Genomic DNA, 19,977 nt, shown 5'->3' on the forward strand with positions numbered 1-19,977 from the left:
ACCCCACGGTCCGCCGCGCTGGACGACTCCGGGACCGCTCACCATGGCCTCGGCCTGACCGACCGTTCACCCCTCGGCGGCCTCCATCGCGGCGTCGAGTGCCCGCCCGACCACAACCAGCGACTCCGCTGAGGTCATGTTTGCGTGAGTGCTCTCGACGTCGACGTTCTCGATAGAGCCGCCCACGTACGGCGACCACAGCAGCGCAGCATCACCGGCAGAAGGGTGATCACGAGCTGCGGAGAAGAACAACAGATCCCCCTCGAGTGCCACCGGCGAATAGCCGTTGATCTTCGTCGCGCTCGCGAGAGCGTCCTCGTACAGGTTCGACACCTGCAGCTCATCGAAGATGTCCAGCTCCGCCAGCACGAGATCGACGACCTGCCGGCGAGTGGCCTCGCTGCTCAGATCAGTGAGTTCCCCCGCCCCACCGATCCCGAGCGCGCGCAAGTTGTCCGCGAACTCCTCGGTGAACACCGCCTCGTCGACGGTGGGGAGACTGTCGAGCATCGCCACGACGCCGACTTCGCGGCCGGCAGCTCGCAGTGCACCAGCTGTTGCGTGAGCAAGAACGCCACCGAACGACCACCCCAGGAGGTGGATGGGTCCGGTCGGCTGCACACGAACCATCTCCCGTGCGTACAGCTCGGCCTGCTCCACCATGGTGCGCGGCGATTCCGATGCGCCGCGCAGCTGCGGAAGCTGCACGCCGTAGATGGGGCGGCCCGGAGCGGTGGTCTCGGCCAACGCGGCATAGTTCCAGGCCAGGCCGATCATCGGGTGGATACAGAACAACGCCGGACGGTCGCCGCCGGTTCGAATGGGAAGTATCGCCGCCAGCGGATCTGCCGTAGCGCCGCCAGTTGCCGAACCTACCTCCTCGTCGATCCGACGCGCGAGCAGCTCGACGGTGGGCTCGGTCAGGACCCACTGCACCGGCACCGCCGACCCGCACCGCGATCGGATTCGAGCCGCGAGCTTCGCAGCGAGCAGTGAATTACCGCCCAGCTCGAAGAATCTGTCGTCGAGCCCGACGTTGTCGAGCCCCAGCACGTCGGCGACCGAAGCAGCCACGTCCGCTTCGAGATCCGTGGCCGGAGCGCGAAACTCGATCCGGCGCACCTGCGGGTCCGGTAGTGCGCGACGATCGAGCTTGCCGTTGACCGTCAACGGCAACGACTCGAGGGCCATCAGGGCCTCGGGGACCATGTACGAGGCCAGGCTCTGCGCCACGTGCCCGCGAACGTGATCGAGATCCACGGACTGGTCGTCGGGCACGACGTATCCGATCAGACGGGATCCGAGGTGATCGTCTTCACGGACGATGGCAACAGCCTGCGCCACACCGGGTGCGGACAGAAGAGCCGCTTCGACCTCGCCGAGCTCGATCCTGAAGCCCCTTAGCTGCACCTGCGAGTCCGCCCGGCCGACGTAGTCGAGGGTGCCCTGCGGCGTCCACTGCGCCAGGTCGCCGGTGCGGTACATACGCGCGCCGACACCCTGGAACGGATTCGCGACGAATCGTCCCACCGTCAGTCCTGCACGTCCGAGGTACCCGCGCGCGAGCTGCACTCCGAAGACGTAGACCTCGCCCACCACTCCGACCGGCACTGGACGCAGACCCTGATCGAGGACGTACGTTCCGAGGCCGTCGATCGCAGTCCCGATCGGGTGTCGGACGTTCTCGTCGACATCACGGACCTCGTGATGTGTCACGTGCACCGTGGTCTCGGTGATCCCGTACATGTTGCTCAGCAGCGGCGCATCGACGCTGTGCGCATCGAACCATCCGGTGAGCTTGCTCGGATCGAGGGCCTCACCGCCGAAAACGATGTGTCGCAACGCCGTCGGAGACGACGACGCGCCCCGCTCGGCGTCGACGAACTGGTAGAACGCCGACGGCGTCTGGCTGAGCATCGTCACGCCCTCGCGCGCCACGAGCTCGACGAACTCTCGAGGCGAACGGGACGTTGCATGATCCACCACCACGAGAGTGCCGCCGTGCAACAACGGTCCCCATATCTCCCACACGGAGAAGTCGAACGCGAACGAATGGAACATGGTCCAGACGTCACCGGGTCCGAAATCGAACGTCCGATCGGTGTTGCGGAACAGCCGTACGACGTTCTCGTTCGGCACCGCAACACCTTTGGGAGTACCGGTGGACCCGGAGGTGTAGATGACGTACGCGAGATCCGCACCACTGCGTGTCGCATCGGGTCGGGTCACCGAAGGCTGCTCGGTCACACCCGCACCCTCCCACGCGATGACGGGCACACCGAATTCGGCGTACGACGTCGCGCCGTCACGGTCCGTCAGTACACATGTCGGACGTGCATCCTCGATCATGAAGCGCGCCCGGTCGAGCGGCAGTGACGTGTCGACGGGGAGGTAGCCGGCACCGGACTTCAGTACGGCCAGCAAGCCGACGATCAGCTCGATACCGCGGGGAAGCGCTATAGCAACCAGGGTTTCCCGCCCCGCACCGGCGTCGACGAGCGTGCCGACCAGAGTGTCGGCACGTACGTCGAGCTCGCGGTAGGTCACGCGTTCGTCACCGAAGACCACGGCGACAGCGTCGGGTGCGGCCGATACCTGCTTCTCGAACAGGGAGATCAGCGACTCGTCCGACGCCTCGGAATCGAGCTCGGCTGCAACGGTTTCCGTCACACCGTTCCAGACCTCGAGCACCTGCGCCCGCTCGGCACCATCGAGAATGTCGATGGAACCGGCTGTGTCGGCTCCCCTCGATGCGTCGGCGAGCGAGTCGAGTACGCGAGCAAATCTCGTCGTCATCGATTCCGCGGCGTCCACGTCGACCAGATCGGCCCGGTACTTCAGGGTGAAGGTGATCTCGGCGTCGGCTACGACCACCATGGTCAACGGGTAGTGAGTTGCATCCTTGGTGTCGACACCGAGGACGCTCATCCCGTCGATCGAGCTCGCCGCGGACAACCCGGACTTGTCGATCGGGTACGACTCGAACACCACCAGGGTGTCGAACACCGCTGCCGAGCCGACCGTCTGCTGAATGTCGGTCAGACCTACGTAATGATGATCGAGAAGTTCCGCCTGCGCCCTCTGCGTGCGGTGCACCAGATCCTCGATGCTCGCGTTCGCGTCCTGGGTGAATCTGACCGGAACGGTGTTGATGAACAGACCGACCATCGATTCGATGCCGTCGAGCTCCGCTGGACGACCGGACACCGTGGTTCCGAACACGACATCGTCGCGAGTCAGCAAGCGCGAGAGCAGAACTCCCCACGCCACCTGAACCAGAGTGTTCATCGTGACGCCCAGTTCCGACGCGCGGTCCGACAACCGAGCGGCGTCCACACCGCTGAGGACGAACTTCTTTTCGGCGATCTCAGGGGAGTCGGCGTCTGCCGAGCCACGCTGCGAGATCAGCGTCGGATCGTCCAGTCCTGCGAACGCCCGTCGCCACGCGTCCAGCGAGTCGTCGATGTCACGCGTGGACAGCCACGCAAGGAAATTCCGGTACGGACGCACCCTCGGCAGAACGGACGTCTCACCGCGGGTTGCGTACAGGACCAGCAGATCCTTCATCAAGATGGGCATCGACCAGCCGTCGAGCAGAATGTGGTGGCTGGTCACGCCGAGCGTCCACCGATCGGCAGCCGTGCGGATCAACAGGAACCTGATCAACGGCGGCGCGGTCATGTCGAATCCGAGCGCTTGTTCAGCACTCAGCAGCTGGTCCGCCGTCGTCGAATCGTGTTCGGCAACAGTGAGATCGACGGTGCGCCACGGCACGCCAACCGAGTCGACGACGACCTGCACAGCATTGCCGGTCTCGTCGCGCAGGTATGCGGTGCGCAGGTTGGAATACCGTTCGAGAATCCGATCCGCCGCGACGTGCAGCCTCTCCGAGTCGACGTCGCCGCCGAGGTGCAGCTGGATCTGTGTGGTGTACACGTCGGTCGCGGCCTCGGAGATCGACGCGTGGAACAGCAGTCCGTTCTGCAGCGGCGACAGCGGCCAGATGTCGCGCACCGACGGCAGCTGTGCCTCTACCTGCTCGATGTCGCGCTGAGTGAGCTGCACGAGCGGGAGATCCGACGGGGTCAGACCGCCGGCACCGTCGTGTCGTCCGTGCTCGACGATGGACGTCAGCGCATCTCGCCAGTGCTCGGCCAAGGCGTGAACGTCCGACTCCGCCAACAGGGTCGTCGGGAAGCCGAAGTCTGCAGTGAGGCGTCCACCGACCACGACGGCGTTGATGTCGATCGGAGCCATGGCGGGGGCGTCCACATCGGGCATCCCGGTCAGGTCACCGAGATCGCCGGCCGGAATCCACCCGACCTTCTCCATGCCCTCGGGTATGTCGGCCGCCGACACGCGGCCCAGGTAGTTGAAGCTGATCTGCGCGTGCGCCGCCGAGGGCGGTGCAAACGCCGGGTCGCCCATGTACCGCAGCAATCCGTAGCCCAGACCCTTGTCCGGAATCGATCGCAGCTGCTCCTTGACCGACTTCACGACGGCACCCGCAGCGACGCCACCGGAGAAGGCGTCGCCCACGTCGATTGTCTCGAGTTCGAGTCGGACGGGGTAGATGCCGGTGAACCAGCCGACCGTACGGGACAGATCTGCCCCTGGGGCCAGCGACTCCTCGCGCCCGTGACCCTCGAGTCTGATCAGAACCGACGAAGACCGTGTACCCCGCTCGTCACGCCAGCGGGCCACCGCGAGCGAGAGTGCGGCGAGGAGAACATCGTCGACACCGGCGTTGAAGGCAGTGGGGATCGCCGTCGTCAGGGCCTCGGTCGTGGCCTCGTCCACCTCGATGTGGACCTTGCGCACAGTCGACGCCAAGTCCACCGTTGGGTCGAAGGGGCGCGTACCGACGGGCACCTCGATCCGATCCAGAACCGAAGTCCAGTAGGGCAATTCGGCTCGACGGAGGTCGGACCCAGCGTTGTCGACCAGTGCGTGCGCCCAGCGCCGGAACGACGTGCCGACCGCATCGAGTGCCGGTACCGACCCGGCAGACACCTGCAGCCAGGCCGAAATCAGATCGGGAACGATGATGCGCCAGGACACGCCGTCGACGACGAGGTGGTGAGCAGCGACGATGAGCCTGCCCGTCTCGTCGGTTCGTTCTCCCGACGGTGATGCCGGATCGAGCCAGGCGAACTCGACGACTCGTCCGGCCGCCGGGTCCAGACGACTCAGCGCACCCTCGAGTGCCGACGCAGCGAGGTTGAGACGATCCTCGTCACCGAGGCCCGGATCGAAGGCCGTGCGAGTGACGGCCGCTGCGACATCGACACTGCCCTGCTCGCGCGTGTGCAGCACCCACGCACCCTCCACGTCGCGTTGCAGCACCGCTCGCAACATGTCGTGGCGATCGATCACGGCGGTGAGGGTGGCGACGATCTGGTTCTCGGTGATGCCGGCTGGAAGCTCGAGAGCGAGGTTCTGGGTGAACCGATCGAAGCCACCGGCGCGCTCGACCATGAAGCCGACGGCCGGGGTCAGCGGAATCGTCCCCACTCCCCCGCCGGGCAGTTCCTCGAGCACCTCGGCGGCTCCGGATTCCACGATCTCGGCCAGTGCGGCAACGGTTCTGAGCTCGAACACGTCCCGAGGTCCGAAGTTCAGGCCGCGGGCCCGGGCGCGCGAGACCAGCTGGATGGACACGATGCTGTCACCGCCGAGGGCGAAGAACGAGTCGTCCACGCCCACGGTGTCGACACCGAGTACTTCCGCGAACACCTCGCTCAGTGCGCGTTCGGTGTCGGTGGACGGTTCCCGACCTGCAGCGGTCTCGAACACCGGCTCCGGCAATGCGTTTCGGTCGAGCTTGCCCACCGGGGTCAGCGGCACTTCGTCCACCACGACGACGGCCGAGGGCACCATGTGTGCAGGAAGCGACTTCCCGACGTGCTCACGAACGTCCGCGGCGTCGATGTGAGCTCCCGGCTGCAAGCGCACGTAGGACACGAGCGCGGTGCCGCCGGAGGCAAGCGTCCGCCCGAGGGTGGCCACGAAATCGACGCCCGGGTAGGTCGCGACGACGGAGTCGATCTCACCGAGCTCGATGCGGAATCCGCGGATCTTGACCTGGAAGTCCGAGCGACCCACGTACTCGATCACGTTGCTGCCGTTGCTCTTGCGCCAGCGTACGACGTCACCTGTGCGATACATCCGGTCTCCGGCGTCGCCGAACGGATTCGCAACGAAACGCTCGGCCGTCAGCCCGTGCCGCCGGAGATATCCCCGAGAGAGCTGAACACCGGCGAGATAGAGCTCGCCGGTGACGCCGAGCGGTACCGGACGCAGACGCGAATCCAGGACGTACGACGCCATGCCCCGGATGGGCCCGCCGATCGACAACAGGTCGCCGGGGCTCAGAGCGTCGCTGATGTTGGTCATGATGGTGGTCTCGGTCGGGCCGTAGCCGTTGAAGAACCGAACGTGAGTGGACCAGCGCTGCACCAGCTCCGGCGAGCACTGCTCACCGCCGGCGATCACGACCTCGAGACCGGTCACCGTGTCGGGATCGATCGAGGCCAGAACCGTCGGAGTCAGGAACGTGTGCGTTACCGACTCCCGCGTGATCAGCGCCTCGAGCTCGCCGCCGCCGTACGTGCGCGGTGGCGCGATCACCAGCGTGGCCGCGGAGGCAACCGCGAGAAGCAGTTCGAGAACCGACGCGTCGAAACTGGGCGACGCGAAGTGCAGCGCGCGGGATTGCTCGGTCAGCCCGTAGCGCTCACTCTGCTCGGCCGCGAAGTTGGCCAGCCCGCGATGCGTGACCACCACGCCCTTGGGCTTTCCGGTGGAGCCGGAAGTGTAGATGACGTATGCGGCGTCGTCGGTCTGCGCACGGCGGATCGAATCAGGCTGCACCACTGGGGCGTTCGACTGCGCGAGTGCGTCGACGACGATCCAGTCCACCTCGGTCGGCAGTGAGTCGACGACATCTGACGTCGTGAGCCCCATCCGTACGCCGGAGTCACCGAGCATGAAGCGAACTCGATCGTCCGGGTAGTCGGGATCGACGGGCACGAAGGCTGCGCCGGAGGCCGTCACGGCCCACACCGCGGTCACCGACGAGATGCTGCGGCGGGTGGCGACAGCCACCGTGGTGCCCGGTCCGACACCGCGACCCCGCAGAATCTCCGCGATAGCGGTGGACGTCTCGTCGAGCTCACGGTAGGTCACCTGATCGCTGCCCTGCGCCAGTGCAGTTCCGTCCGGGTTCGACGCGACGGCATCGGCCATCAAATCCGCGAGGGTTCGTGGGGCGACGGTTCCCACCGGTCCGCGCAGCAGATCCTGCACCTCGCTGGGTGCCGACAACTCGATATCGCCCACCACCGTCTCGGCATCGGCCGCAACGGCAGCCAGCACCCGTACGAGTCGCGCCGAGATCTCGTCGACGGTCTCGGCATCGAACAAGTCTGTGGCGTAGGTGATCACGCCTGCCATACCGTCGGCGGTGCCGTCGGGCCGGGCCTGTTCGGACAGCGTGAACTGCATATCGAACTTTGCGCTCGTGTCCTCGATGTCGACACCGGCGATCGTCAGATCGGGCAGCGTCAGAGAACTCGTAGCCGGGTTCTGGAACGAGAGCGCAATCTGGAACAGGGGGTGCCGGGCTTGCGAACGTTCGGGGTTCAGCTGTTCCACCAGACGCTCGAACGGCACATCGGCATGCGCGAAGGCCTCCAGGTCCGCGTGCCGCACGGTGTTCAGAACGGTTGCGAACTGGCTGCTCGGCTGCACGTCGGTCCGCAGCACGAGCGTGTTGACGAACATCCCGACGAGATCGTCGAGGGCAGCGTCCCCGCGGCCCGCGATCGGCGTACCGATCACGACGTCGTCGGTGGCCGCCAATCGTGCCAACAACACGGCGAGCGCTGCGTGAACCACCATGAACAACGTCGAACCACTCTCGCGGGCGACCCGGCCGAGTGAGGCGTGCAGGGACGCGTCGATCTCGAAACGAGCCGCCGCTCCCCTGTTGCTGATCACCGGTGGACGAGGTCGGTCCGTGGGTAGATCCACTCGGTCGGGAATTCCGGCCAGCGTCCGAGTCCAGAAGTTCAACTGCTTCGAGAGCACCGACTCCGGGTCGGTCTCCTCGCCCAGCACCCGACGCTGCCACAGGGTGTAGTCCGCGTACTGCACGGCCAGATCCGACCAGCTCGGGGCGGCTCCCGCCGTGCGAGCCGAATACGCCACCGCAAGATCCCGCGCGAGCGGTCCCATCGAGAATGCGTCACCGCTGATGTGGTGCACCACCACGGCCAGTACGTGCTCGCGCGCGCCGAGTCGGTAGAGCCATGCTCTCAGCGGTACCTGGATCGTCACGTCGAACGGCATGCTCATGGCGTCGGCCAGAACCGCGACGAGTTCGTTCGACTCGACGGCAATGGGCGTGAGATCGGGCACCTCGATGCCGTCGGTCACCACCGATTGCCTTGCCCGACCATCGGTTTCGGGATACAGCGTCCGCAACGACTCGTGTCGATGCACGATGTCGGATACCGCTCCCTGGAGCGCGGCCACATCCAGGTCACCGGTCAGCGAGATCGCCAGCGGCAGATTGTCGGCGGCCGAAGTGGTGTCGAACTGGTTGAGGAACCACATCCGCTGCTGTGCGTACGACAGCGGGATCTCCGCCGGACGCTCGACAGGCTCGAGCTTCGGAACGGCACGCTCGGACGACAACGCCGAGACCGCCGCAGCAAAAGCGGCGACAGTGGAGGCCTCGAACAGCGCTCGAACCGGAACACGCCATCCGGCGGCGACGCCCACTCGTGCGACGAGACGGGTGGCGATGAGGGAGTTCCCGCCCAGATCGAAGAAATCGTCGTCGAGTCCGACGCGGTCGACACCCAGAACATCGCCGAACGATGCCGCGACGATCTCTTCCACGGGTGTCGACGGTGCGCGGTACTGCCGGGTATCGATCGATGGGGACGGTAGTGCGCGACGGTCCAACTTGCCGCTCGAGTTCAACGGCAGTTCGCCGAGCACGACGACGGCACTCGGAATCATGTACGCAGGCAACAAGTTCTTGGCGAACTCGGTCACAGATGCACGATCCGGTGCGGCACCGACAGTGGGCACCACGTAGGCCACGAGCTGATCACCGGTGGCCGTCGGCACCACCAGCACGACGGCCTGGTTGACATCGGTAGAGGTGAGCAGCGCGGATTCGATGTCGCCGAGTTCGATGCGCTGGCCGCGGAACTTCACCTGGAAATCGCTGCGCCCGATGTAGTCGAGCACGCCGTTGGGTCGACGTCGAACCAGGTCGCCGGTGCGATACATCCGAGTGCCGGAACCGCTCACGTCGGCGACGAATCGGTCGGATGTCAGATCCGGGCGGGCAACGTAGCCTCGGGCGAGTTGATCACCGACCAGATACAGCTCGCCCTGCACACCTGCCAGCACAGGGTGCAGTCGTCGGTCGAGTACCAGCGCGCCGACGTTCCACTCGGCCACACCGATGGGAACCGAGCCGCGCGAATCCGGCTCTGCGCGATGATGAGTCACCGATACCGCGGCCTCGGTGGGCCCGTAGAGATTGTGGACGCGTGCAGAGCTGACGCGACCGAGATCGATGACGGTCTCAGGCGGCAACGCTTCACCGATGACGAAGATGTCACGCAGCGTGGCGCATTCAGCGGCGCGTGCGTGCGCAGCGAACACGGTGAGCATCGACGGTACGAAGTCCGTGAGTGTCACCCCGTGCCGGGCAATCGACGCCGAGATGTACTCGGGGTCGCGATGGCCGTCCGGCGTCGCGAGAACGATACGACCCCCGGTACGGAGCGGCAGGAAGAAGCCCCACACCGACACGTCGAAGGTGGTTGCGGTCTTCTGAAAGTAGACGTCGGTGTCCGCCACGTCGTACTGTGCCGTCATCCACGCCAGCTGGTTCTCGACCGCGCGATGGGACACCGCGACGCCCTTGGGGTTTCCGGTCGAGCCGGAGGTGAAGATGACATAGGCGGGACTGGCCGTGTGCAGGGGGCGTAACTCGTTGGCGCGCAGAGGAGAACCGTCGAGCGCCGAATCGAGGGTGTCGATCGCAATCGACTCCGGCACGGTTTCGTGCTGACGGGTCTCGTCGGGTTCGATGTTTGCGGCGCTGGTGAGCAGACACAACGGCTCAGCCGTGCCGAGGATGTGGGCTCTGCGTTCGCTCGGGAGATCAGGATCGATCGGCACGTAGGCACCGCCTGCTCGAACCACGGCGTAGATCGCCACCAGCAGGTCGATCGAGCGCCTGATGGACACGGCGACGAGCACCTCGGGGCCGACACCGTGCGAGATCAGGTGCCGCGCAAGCGCGTTGACCCGGTGGTCGAACTCCCTGTAGGTCAGGGTGACGTCCTCGAACGTCACCGCAGGCGAATCGGGAGTCGCGGATACCTGCTGTACGTAGGCGTCCAGGATCGACCGGTCCGGCACCGCTACTGCATCGACGGCAGCGTGTTCGGTGGACAGTGCCCACTCGGCGGCGTCGAGCAGATCGACATCGCCCACCGGACGTGTCGGCGCATCGACGAGTCGAGCGAGCAGTCGGACGAAGCGGTCGGCGATCGCACGTACCGTCGCTTCGTCGAACAGATCTACCGCATAGGTGAACGTGCCTGCGAGAGCGTGCTCCTCGGTACCGGCGGCGCGGTCCTCCAGGACCAGTTGCAGGTCGAACTTCGCGACCACCTCACCGAAGTCCAGCGGGGAGACCGTCAGCTCCGGCAGTTCGAGTGTGCCTGTCGCCTGGTTCTGGAAGAACAGAGCGACCTGGAACAGCGGGTGCCGGTCGCCGGAGCGGATGGGGTCGAGCACCTCCACCAAACGCTCGAACGGGAGTTCGGCGTGCGCGAACGCCTGTAGATCGGCTTCGCGAACCTGGTCGAGCAGGTCCGAGAATGTGCGGGACGCATCGACTGCGGTACGCAGAACGAGGGTGTTGACGAACATTCCGATCACGTCGTCGAGCGCCTGCTCACCTCGACCGGCAATCGGCGATCCGACGACGACGTCAGTGGAATCGGACAGGCGGGCGAGCAGCACCGCGAAGGCGGTGTGCACGACCATGAAGGGCGTGGCCCCGTGCTCGCGGGCCAGACGTCCGATCGCTGCGGTCGACGCCGCGTCGATGTCGAATCCGAGTACCCGACCGACTCCGGACGGGTCGAGTGGGCGGCTGCGGTCGGTCGGCAGGTCGAGCTGATCCGGCAACCCCTCCAGGTTGTCCTTCCAGAACGAAATCTGCTGATGCGCAACGGACTCGGGATCGTCATCGGATCCGAGCACCTCGTGCTGCCACAGCGTGTAGTCGGCATACTGCACTGCCAGTGGTTCCCAGCCGGGTGCATTCCCCGCGCTGCGAGCGGCGTAGGCCGTCATGATGTCTCGCACCATCGGCGCAACGGACGAGCCATCGGCGGTGATGTGGTGAGCCACGAGCACGAAGACGTAATGGTCGGTGCCCAGATGCAACAGGTGCAACCGGACCGGGACCTGCTGGGTCACATCGAACCCCGCCAAAGCCAGCTCCTGGACACGACGCGCGACCGCATCGGCCTCGATCGATTCGATCTCGAGCGCGACTCCGCTCTCGACTGCGTCCCGCACCATCTGGTAGCCGGTCCCGTCGACCTCGGGGTAGTACGTGCGCAGAGATTCGTGACGATCGACGACATCTCCGATCGCGGCGGACAGTGCCGGGACGTCGAGCATTCCGCGCAGTTCGATCGCGGCCGGGATGTTGTTCGCTCCCGACGCGGTGTCGAAGCGGTTGAGGAACCACATCCGCCGCTGAGCCAACGACAGCGGGATCCGGTCGGGCCGCTCCCTTTTCGCCAGCACCGGCTGCGGTCGTATCGTGGCGTTGTCGCTCTCGGACGAGGCACTCTCCACTCGGGCGGCGAGGGTTTGCACCGTCGAAAACTCGAAGACGGTGCGTGCCGGTACTCGGGTTCCGGTCGCAGCGCCGAGACGTGCGGCCAGTTGCGTTGCGATCAGGGAGTTTCCACCGAGCTCGAAGAAGTCGTCGTCGGCACCGACTCGGTCGATTCCGAGCAACTCGCCGAAGATCTGCGCGACGGTGATTTCGAGGGGCGTCGACGGGGAACGGAATTCTGCGGCGGCGAAGACCGGCGCGGGCAACGCGGCCCGATCCAGTTTGCCGACGGGCGTCAACGGGATCGAGTCGAGTGCGATGATCATGGCCGGAACCATGTGTCGCGGAAGATGTTGTGCCGCAACCGCAAGAAGTGTGCGCTCATCGAATTCCGACGTCGACTTCGGCAGTACGTACGAGACGAGGGCAGTGGATTTGGACGGCGTCTCGCGGCCGACGGTCACGGCGAACTCGACGCTCTCCTCGGCGGTCAGAACGGCGTCGATCTCACCGAGCTCGACGCGGAAGCCACGAATCTTGACCTGAAAGTCGTTGCGGCCGATGTATTCGACCACGCGCTCGCCCTCGACCACCCGCCAGCGCACGACGTCTCCGGTGCGGTACATCCGCGCACCGTCCTCGCCGAACGGACAGGCAAGGAAGCGGTCCGAGGTCAGTCCACGTCGCTGGTGATAGCCGCGGGCAAGTCCAGGTCCGGCCAGGTACAGCTCGCCCGCCACCCCGTCGGGAACCGGTTTCAAGGATGCGTCGAGCACATACGCGCTGACGCCGCGGATGGGCCCGCCGATCGTCACCCGCTCGTTCTCGGCGATCGGTCCGCCGATATTGGTCATGATCGTGGTCTCGGTGGGCCCGTACCCGTTGAAGAAACGCCGGCCCGGTGCCCATCGATTTGCCAGCTCGGGCGGGCAGGCCTCGCCGCCGACAACGACGGTGTGCAGGGTATCGGTGTCGGCCGGATTCACCGACGCCAGCGCCGCTGGGGTGATGAATGCGTGGCTCACGTTCTGCGCGCGGATGAGCGCAGCCAGATCGTCTCCGCCGAGAACCTTCGGAGAGGCGACGACCATCGTCGAGCCCCGCCCGATGCTCATCAGGAGTTCGAGGACGGACGCGTCGAAGCTCGGTGACGCGAAGTGCAGCACTCGCGACTGCTCGGTGAGCGAGTAGCGATCGATCTGCTCTTCGCAGAAGTTGCTCAGTCCGGCGTGGGTGACGACGACGCCCTTCGGCAGACCGGTCGATCCGGAGGTGTAGATCATGTATGCCGGGTGCGTCGTCTCGAGGGCCCGTACCCGATCCTCCGAGGTGACGGGCTCGCCGGACAGTTCATCGAGACGCCGAGTCATGTCACTGTCGTCGATGACCAGCCATTCGACCTCCGCGGGCAGATCCTCGTTCACCGCGCCGACGGACAACCCCAGCAGCACGCCGGAGTCGGACACCATGTGCCGTACCCGGTCGGCCGGGTAGGTCGGATCGATCGGCACGAATGCCGCGCCGGTCTTGGCCACTGCCCACAAAGCCATGACGGACAGATCGGAGCGCGGGATCGACAGCGCCACAAAATCCTCGGGACCGACGCCGCGCTCGATCAGTACCCGGGCCAGCGCAGCCGATCGAGCATCCAGCTCGGCGTAGGTCCACGTTCGACCATCGAACACGAGGGCATCCGAGTCGGGTCCGAGTTCGACGGCCGAGGCCAGTAGCTGAGGCAGGAGTGGAGTGCGCGCGCGTCTACGGCGCGCGGGGCGCTCACGTCGCGCAGGCCGCTCCCGGGTTCGTGCTTCCCGGCCCCGCTCCCGCGAACCGTTCTCCACCGGGTTACCGCCGCCCGTCGCTCCTGCTGTGCCCGACGTCTCGGTACCCATGAACTGTCGTGCTCCTCACTTTCGAACGGCAGTCGGCCGTCCGCCACTCACCCGATCGAACCCCGGCGCACCGATGACGTCCGACGGTACGCATCACTCCAGATATCGGGTACTTCGCTGGATTCGTTACCCGCGAACTGACGTTGCGTTCACGTGTGAGCTGCCCGGCGTTCATGTGTGAACTGCCCGGCGATTCGACTCCGAGCAGTGCCGCTCACGGTCGGCGAGATATCCAGTCGTCGAGGACTGGTCCGATCTCGGCGAGCGCCGATGCCGACGCCATCTGCCAGTGCGTCGAATGAACTGGAGTCACGGTCGGCTTCCCGTCGGCGAACTCTGTCCACGTCGATGCACCGGCAACACCTGTCGGGTCGTCGACGACGGACGCGAAATAGAGCAGCTCACCGTCGAACCGCTCGGGCTCATGGGCCTGCAACATCGCGGCCGACCGTTCGATTCCGTCGACGATGCAGTGCACCCGCTCTCTGGACAAGTTGTCGAACGGAGCAGGCATCGTGCGGAGTAACGCCATGGCGGAATCGACAGACAGTTCTGCCACGTCCGAGTCGTGTTCGGAGTCGATACCCAACCCGCCGAGCACCTCCCCCGCAGTCACTGTCCCTTCCACGAGGTGCGTGGTTCTGGACAGCACGAACGAATCCATCATCGCCAGCGTCGACACCGTCTCGCCGAGCCCTTGCAACTGCACGGCGACCGCATGAGCGATGACGCCGCCCATCGACCACCCCAGCAGGTGGTAGGGCCCGCTGGGCTGAATCTCGCGGATGCGATCGACGAAGATCGATGCCCACTCGTCGATCGAGGCGGGCATCGGGTCGCCGGCAAGCACCGGAGATTGCAGACCGTAGAGGGGCCGGGTGCTGTCGACGTACGGGGCCAATCCGCCGAACGCCCAGGACAGTCCCACGATCGGATGTACACAGAACAGTGGCGTGCCGCTTCCCCCACGCAGTTCGACGACGGTGTCCAGTCCGGTCTCTTCGGCGATGGAAGTATCGGAACGACGCGTCGCATCGATCCGCGACGCCAAGGCCGTAACCGAGGAGTCGGAGAACAGCCACGACACCGGCACCGTCACATCCCCTAGGGAGCGGCCCAATCGGGACACGAGCTTCATCGCCAACAACGAGTTCCCACCCAGGGAAAAGAAATCGTCGTCCGCACCTACCCGCTCGACGCCGAGCACGTCGGCGAACACCGACGCTACCGCCTCTTCCACTTCAGTGGCAGGAGCACGGAACTCGCGTGCCTCGAACACCGGATCCGGCAACGCTCGGCGATCGAGCTTACCCGCCGGATTCAGCGGAAGTGATTGCAGAACAACGAAAGCCGACGGCACCATGTACGACGGCACCAGCGAGTCGAGCCTCGTCCGAATATCCTCGGTATCGAGAACAGCATCGGCTACCGGTACGAGGTATGCAGCCAGAAGGTCACCGGCGGCCGAATCGGACACCACCACCACTGCCTGACCTATTCCCGGCAAACCTGTCAGCGCGGTTTCGATCTCCCCCAACTCGATTCGCTGACCACGGAACTTCACCTGGAAGTCGGTTCGGCCGATGTACTCGATCCGGCCGTCGCCGCGCATCGACCATCGCACCAGGTCGCCGGTTCGGTACATGCGGTCTCCGGCGCTGCCGAACGGATCGGCCACGAACCGTTCGGACGTCAGGTCCGGTCGCGCGACGTAACCGCGGGCCAACTGCACACCCGCCAGATACAGCTCACCGGGCACACCGGCAGGCACCGGCTTCAATCGCGAATCCAAAACTCGCACAACAGTATTCCACTCGGGAACGCCGATCGACACCGAACCGTCACCGGACGCGGAACCGATGTCGAGTGTGTCATCGGAGACATCACGATAGGTCACCGACACCGCAGCCTCGGTGGGACCGTAGAGATTGTGCACTCGTGCGTTCGACACGCCGCGGCAGGCCGCCACTGTCCGAGCGGGCAGAGCCTCTCCGATGACGAATATCTGCCGCAGCGTAGCTATCGATTCTGCAGCAACGGATTCCGCGAAGACTGTCAACATCGACGGTACGAAATCGGTCACGGTCACTCGGTGGCGGGAGATCAGGCCGCCGATCACATCGACCTCGCGCTGCGCGCCCGGCGGAGCGATGATCAACTGACCGCCGGTCCGTAGAGGAAGAAAGAAGCCCCACAGTGACACATCGAACGTCGTCGCCGTCTTCTGCAGATACACGTCCGATTCGTCGAGTCCGTACTCCTCGGCCATCCAGACCATCTGGTTGACGATGGCCCGATGCTCGACGGCGACGCCTTTGGGCGTGCCCGTCGAACCCGACGTGAACAGTACGTACGCCAGATCGGCCGAGTGGGGACGACCGAACGTGGGCACAGCATCGATGCGCTCCACCCCGTCGATGAACAGGACTGACACATCACTGGCCGTCGCGAATGCGTCTCTGCTGGTGGACAGTACGACCATCGGGTCTGCCGTGGAAAGAATGTGATCGTTTCTCTCGGACGGTTGATCGGGGTCGAGGGGAACATAGGCAGCACCGGTGCGCAACACCGCGTACATCCCGACGACCAGTTCGATGGACCGCCTCATGGCCAACCCGATGAGAGCGCCGGGACCGGAGCCGTCCTGATGCAACCGCTGCGCGACGGCATCCACGCGAGCCGAGAACTGGGCGTAGGTGAGTACCTCGTCTTGGAAGACAACGGCTACGGCATCCGGCGTCGCGGCGACCTGTCGATCGAATCCGTCGAGCAGTAGTTCTTCTCGCGGCACACTCGAATTCCGAGTATCGTTCCACTGCAACAGAACCCGGTCCCGCTCGGGCTCCGATACGATATCGACGTCACCGGACGCCACGTGTGGGTTCTCGGTGACAGAGTCGAGCAGCGCAACCAGCCGTTCCCCGAAGGCGACGACAGTGTCCTCGTCGAACAAGTCGGTCGCGTAGAGCAGTTCGCCGGCGAGTCCACCCGCCGACTCCATGACCGTTACCTGCAGGTCGAACTTGGCCGAGAACGCCGCGGACCCGAACCGCGAGACCGTCGACCCGGGAAGCTCGAACGTCCCCTCGGAGAAGTTCTGGAAGAACAGCGCGACCTGAACCAAGGGGTGCCGACCCTGCGATCGCTCCGGATCGAGCACCTCGACCAGACGCTCGAACGGCACGTCTGCGTTCTCGAAGGCATCCATGTCGGAGGCCCGCACCTGGTCGAGAAGCTGCTCGATCGATCGATATCCGTCGATCCGCGTACGCAGGATCACCGTGTTGACGAACATTCCGACCAGATCGTCGAGACCGGCATCGCCGCGGCCACCGACCGGTGCACCGATGGCAACGTCGGGCGAACCGGACAGTCTCGCAAGCAGAACCGCCAGAGCCGCGTGCACCACCATGAACGGAGTCGCGTCATGCCTGTGCGCGAGTTCGACCACGCGCTCGTACGTTTCGGGCTCGACAGCGAACTGTGTCAGTCCACCTCGACCGGACGCCACCCGAGGACGTGGTCGATCCCACGGCAACTGCAGTTGCTCCTGGGTTCCTGCCAATGCAGTTTTCCAGAAAGCGATTTGCCTGGACACCAACGAATTCGGATCGTCCTCCGAACCGAGCATCTCGTGCTGCCACAGTGTGTAGTCGGCGTACTGAACGGCCAGAGGAGGCCAGTTCGGTGCATCTCCCGCTGCACGAGCGATGTAGGCAGTCATGACGTCTCGTGAGAGCGGGCCCATGGACAACCCGTCGGCGGAGATGTGATGAGCGACGAAGGCCAACACGAATTCCGGCTCGGAACTCTCCAGGTCGGTGATTTCGAAAAGTCGCACTCGAAACGGAATCTCCGTCGTCACGTCGAATCCCCTCGACAGGAACTCACCCACCGCCTCGGGTGCAGACTCCCGTGACGCCGGAACGACCTCCAAGTCGACGTCGACACCGGACATGTCGAGAATCTGCTGGAAGCCCGTTCCGTCCAGCTCGGGATACACGGTGCGCAGCGACTCGTGCCGAGCGATCACATCGTCTATCGCCGCACGCATCGCATCGACGTCGAGAGCGCCGGTCAGAGCCAGAGCCACCGGCACGTTGTTCATTGCCGATGCGGTGTCGAACCGGTTGAGAAACCACATTCGCTGCTGCGCCGGAGAAAGCGGAACATGATGCGGACGCGGCCTGGACGAGTCCAGTACGGTCAGCGCGTCGGCCTCGGCCGTATCGATCGACGCGGCCAATGCCTCGACGGTTGCGTTGTCGAACAGCGCCCGCGGTCGTACTCGACGCCCGAGGGCTGCGCCGATGCGCGCAGCGGCCTGCGTCGCGAGGAGCGAGTTGCCACCCAGTGAGAAGAACTCGTCGTTGGACCCCACCTCGTCCACACCGAGCAGGTCGGCGAAGACATCGGCCACGGCGATCTCGGTCGGAGTCGTCGGAGCGCTGAACTCGCGCACGGCGAACACCGGTTCCGGTAGCGCACTTCGATCGAGCTTGCCCGCCGGCGTCAGAGGAATCGACTCGAGTATCGTCAGCGTCGTCGGCACCATGTGCGCAGGCAAGTACCTTTTGGCCGCGTCCAGAACCTCATCGACGTCGAGATCCACTCCCGTGTTCGGCAGGACGTAGCCGACCAGTTCGGTTGCACCGGAATCGCGTCGGTACCCGACGGTCACGGCGAAATCGACGCCATCCACGGCCGCGAGGACTGCGTCGATCTCCCCGAGTTCGATTCGAAAGCCGCGAAGCTGAATCTGGGCGTCGTTGCGTCCGACGTACTCCACTGCGAGTCCGCTCTCGCCCTGTCGCCACCGAACCAGGTCGCCGGTTCGGTACATCCGTGAGTGCGCCGCATCTCCCTCTGCCGCAAAGGGATTGGCCACGAACCGTTGCGCGGTGAGCCCCGTGCGCTCGAGATAGCCCCGGGCCAGTCCCGCCCCACTCATGTACAACTCCCCCACCACTCCCACTGGAACCGGCCGGAGTCGATCGTCGAGCACGTGACTGGCCATGCTCTGTGTGGGCGAGCCGATGTCGACCGCTCCGCCGGAGACGAGCGGGGCAGACAAGCTGCAGATAACGGTCGTTTCGGTGGGACCGTAGGCATTGTGGAACTGTCGACCGCGTGCCCACCGTCCCATCAGCTCCGCGGTGAAGGTCTCCCCACCGACGGCGAGCGCGCGAAGTTCGGGAAGGTCTCCGGAATCCATGGTCGTCAGCGCGGCAGGCGTGATGATCGCATGAGTGACCCGATGCTTCGCCATGATCTCGGCCAATTCCGTGCCGCCGTAGACGCTGGACGGAACGATCACCATCATCGACCCGTTCACGATGGTGATCAGCAATTCCAACACGGAGGCGTCGAAACTGGGTGAGGCGAAATGCATTGTGCGAAAGTCACCGGACGTCTCGAACGTGTCGGCGACGGTGGCGGCGAGTGGGGCGAGTCCGGCGTGCGTGACCGCGACCCCTTTCGGCCTTCCGGTCGACCCGGACGTGTAGATCACATACGCCAGATTCGCGGGAACCGGCTGAGCCAGACGATCCTGCGGCGCGATCGGCTCCGCGGACAATTGCTCGAGTTGCCTCTTCTCGTCGGTCCCGTCCACCGCAATCCACAACACTCCGTCGGGCAACTCGGCCACTCGGTCGGACGTCGTCAGTCCCCACCGAACACCGGAGTCGGTAACCATGTGCTCGATCCGCCCGGGCGGATAACGCAGATCGATCGGCAAGAAGGCCCCGCCGGACTTCGCTATCGCCCATACCGAGGCCACCGACTCGATGGACCGGTCGAGCGCGATCGCCACCAAGTGGTCCGGTCCGACGCCGTGAGAGATCAACAGCCGAGCCAGCTTCGACGACAGCGCGTCCAGTTCTTCGTAAGTAACCGACGTTTCACCGAAAACGAGCGCGGTACCCGTCGGATTCTTCTCGACCGCTGCCGAGAGCAATGCCGGCAGGGTAGGAACCCGCGCGGGTCGGCTACGGCCCGGTTTCGGACGCTTGACACGACCATTCGGTCGCTTTGCCTTACCCGACGTACTGGTCCCCGACCAATCCGAACTCACTGAACACTCCTCATCGGCGGCGCTCCGACACAACCGCCTCGGTGACGCGTGTCGAGAACGCTCTCCGTCTCTACGGACGGTTGTTGTTCAGGGCCGAAGTCTATCGACCCGAACGG

At 65.2% G+C, this 19,977-nt stretch carries 2 protein-coding genes; both read right to left on the reverse strand.

Annotated features, from left to right (window positions below; translation table 11 throughout):
* Nucleotides 1-66: 66 nt before the first annotated feature.
* Nucleotides 67-13,785: a non-ribosomal peptide synthetase gene (locus ASG84_RS03820; RefSeq protein WP_057475685.1), complete on the reverse strand. Its 13,719-nt coding sequence runs from the start codon at nt 13,783-13,785 to the stop codon at nt 67-69.
* 214 nt (nt 13,786-13,999) lie between these two features.
* Nucleotides 14,000-19,744 carry an amino acid adenylation domain-containing protein gene (locus tag ASG84_RS03825; protein WP_057475686.1) on the reverse strand — a complete coding sequence of 1,915 codons (5,745 nt, stop codon included), beginning with the start codon at nt 19,742-19,744 and terminating at the stop codon, nt 14,000-14,002.
* Nucleotides 19,745-19,977 lie beyond the last annotated feature (233 nt).

It is taken from the genome of Rhodococcus sp. Leaf278 (assembly GCF_001426085.1).
In the GTDB taxonomy this organism is placed as follows: Bacteria; Actinomycetota; Actinomycetes; order Mycobacteriales; family Mycobacteriaceae; genus Rhodococcoides.